General features: G+C 58.9%; 2 protein-coding genes and 1 pseudogene. 2 read left to right on the top strand and 1 reads right to left on the bottom strand.

Translation table 11 applies throughout. From position 1 onward, the window contains the following. Positions 1-177 precede the first annotated feature (177 nt). A protein-coding gene (locus VMU57_RS02965) for an IS3 family transposase (protein ID WP_325380625.1) occupies positions 178-1364 on the top strand; the annotation gives its coding sequence in 2 pieces (ribosomal slippage) (positions 178-436 and positions 436-1364; 1188 coding nt in all). Between the two features lie 287 nt (positions 1365-1651). Then, a protein-coding gene (locus VMU57_RS02960; RefSeq protein WP_325380623.1) for an IS3 family transposase occupies positions 1652-2862 on the top strand; the annotation gives its coding sequence in 2 pieces (ribosomal slippage) (positions 1652-1919 and positions 1919-2862; 1212 coding nt in all). Between the two features lie 36 nt (positions 2863-2898). Here VMU57_RS02960 and VMU57_RS02955 read toward each other — a convergent pair. Next, positions 2899-2990, bottom strand: a pseudogene (locus VMU57_RS02955) (integrase core domain-containing protein); the annotation flags it as partial.

Here is a 2990-nt window from a genome sequence, read left to right as displayed (position 1 = left end):
CTTTCCGAACAGGCGCAGAAAGAGAAAGAAGGATCGCAAGAAGATGCGCAGTGCAACTACCTGGCGCTGGCGGTGGCGCAAATCTATCAGCAGTTGGAAAAGAACTACGATTTGAGCTTGCCCCTGAAAAACGTACTCCATATAGCGCTCTGAGAAGATATCGAAGGAGCAGCGAAGATGGAGCGAATACCGAGGAAGGCCTACACGTACGAGTTCAAGCTTGAGGCAGTTCGGCTGGTGGAGTCGGGTCAGAGCATAGCGTCGGCAGCGCGGACGCTGGGCATCATCGAGCAGACATTGCGGAACTGGATTCATGCTCACAAGACTGGCAAGCTGACCGCCGGTGGGCGTGGATCGAAGCTGACGGCCGAGCAGATCGAGATTCGGCAACTACGAGCGGAAAATGCGCGCCTTAGGATGGAGCGCGACATATTGGGAAAAGCAGCGGCGTACTTCTCGCGAGGCCAGAAATGAAGTATGCCCAAATCTATCGCAGTCGTCATCTCTGGCCGGTTCGTTTGCAGTGCGAGGTGCTGGGAGTCAGCTTCACGGGCTATCATCAGCATCATTTGCGTCGTCATCGGATCGCTCATCGCCGGCACCTGAGCGCCGCCGCCTTGCTGGTTCATATTCGGGCGATTCATGCCGAGCTGCGTGGTGCCTATGGATGGCCGCGGATGTGGCGCGAGTTGCGCCGTCGTGGCGTGCGCGTAGGCAAGGAGCGGGTGCGTCTTCTGATGCGGCGACATGCGATTCAGGCGCGCGGCAAACGGAAGTTTCGCGTGACGACGACCGACAGCAATCACAAGTTGCCGATTGCTCCGAACCTGCTCAACCGCAACTTCACCGTCGCGAAGCCGAACACGGCGTGGACAGGCGACGCGACCTACATCGCGACCGAAGAAGGCTGGCTGTACCTGGCCGTAGTGATGGATCTGTTCAGCCGCCGCATCGTGGGCTGGTCGATGAAGACCAGCATAGACCGCAGCCTGGTGATCGATGCGCTGGAGATGGCCTGTCTGGGGCGGCGTCCGGGCAGTGGCGAGGCGATCTTCCACAGCGATCGTGGCAGCCAGTATGCCTCGGAGGATTTTGGCGAAGTGATGAAGCTGTACGGGCTGATTCCTTCGATGAGCCGAAAGGCGAACTGCTGGGATAATGCAGTGACCGAAACGTTGTTCGGATCCCTGAAGGTCGAACGCCTGCACGGAGAAACGTTCTTCTCTGTGCGGGCTGCCAAAGATGCAGTCATCGGATGGATACTCTGGTACAACCAGAAGCGAATGCATTCGACGATCGGCTATCAGAGTCCGGTCGAGTTCGAGCAGGCCTGGCAGCGGAAGCAGGCCAAAGCTGCGGCCTGAATGACCTGGGCTATGGAAGGGTGGAAATCGCAAACTGCGCGATTCCCACTCTCCCACAGCCCCGACGACGGCGACGGGATTATCCCCTCAAACCTGGCGCATATGGAGTACGCATCCTGAGGGCAAGGTCAAGGACATATGGCGGAGAATCAAAATAGGGATCAACGTGCTCGCGCTTTTGACTCCTTAACAACGCGGCATTTAAGGGGAGCGTTGGAAGAGCGAGCCTGGTCTGCCCGGCTTGAATTGCGCCAGTGAGGAAGAGAGACACTGGACAAGGAGAGCACATGGCACGAGGAAAGAAGTACCAACCTGAACAGGTGGTGAACCTGCTTCGGCAGATTGAAGTTGCGGTAGCGAACGGAAAGTCTACCGAGCATGCCTGCCGGGAGGCCGGCATCGTGGAACAGACGTATTACCGGTGGCGTAAGGAGTACGGCGGTCTGCAAGTGGACCAGGCACGGCGGCTCAAGGAGCTTGAGCAGGAAAACGCCAAGCTGAAGCGATTGGTCAGCGAGCTGAGCCTGGAGAAGCTGGTGCTGAAGGACATCGCCTCGGGAAACTTCTAAGCCCTGAACGACGCCGCGGGGCGGTGTTCCATGCGCAGCAGAAGCATGGAATGGCAGAGCGTTGGGCGTGCCGTTTGGTGCATCAGCCACGCGGCACGCAACGCTACCGGCCGACGCAACGCGAAGACGAAGATCTCCTCACTCAAACCATCATCGCCCTGGCCAAGCAATACGGGCGATATGGCTATCGCCGCATTACGGCGCTGCTGCAACGGGCAGGCTGGCGCGTGGGCAAGGATCGGGTGGAAAGGATCTGGCGTCGTGAAGGGCTGAAGGTACCGCAGAAGCAGAAGCCGCGTGGGCGGTTGTGGCTCAACGATGGATCGTGCGTGCGACTCAGACCCACGCACGCGAATCACGTGTGGAGCTACGACTTCGTCAGTACCCGCACGCACGATGGCCGCAGCGCGCGCCTGTTAAACCTGATCGATGAATACACCCGCGAGTGCCTGCTGATCCGTGCCGAGCGGCGCTGGACATCGGCCAAGGTGATCGAAGCGTTGGCGGATGTCATGGTCAAGCGCGGTGTGCCGGAACACATACGCTCGGACAACGGCCCCGAGTTCGTGGCCAAAGATCTGCGCCAGTGGCTGATCAACGCTGGCGCCAAGACGCTCTACATCGAGCCGGGCTCTCCGTGGGAGAACGGCTACTGTGAATCGTTTAACAGCAAGCTTAGAGATGAGTTCCTCAATGGCGAAATCTTCTACTCACTCAAGGAACTGCGCGTGCTGGCTGAACGCTGGCGGGTGCACTACAACACCATCAGGCCACACTCATCGCTGGGCTACAGGCCACCGGCGCCAGAAGCATGGGCGACCGGAGCATCCCGGGAGCATGGAAAAGTGGAAAGCACAAAACGCTTCCCACTTTTCCACGCCCCCGACGACGGCGGCTATCTGATCTCAACGATAGCTGCGCTAAACTAACTCTTCACTGGCCCAAAACATCGGGCAGGCCACCCGTTTTGCTTCGGCCAGCGTTCCGAACCAGTGGGCGTTGAGGCACTCGGCTCGGAACGTTCCATTGAACGATTCGATGAAGGCATTGTCGGTCG

The organism is Edaphobacter sp. (genome assembly GCF_035532915.1).
GTDB lineage: Bacteria > Acidobacteriota > Terriglobia > Terriglobales > Acidobacteriaceae > Edaphobacter.
The sequence above is the reverse complement of the archived record's forward strand: the minus strand, read 5'-3'. Positions and strand labels throughout refer to the sequence as shown.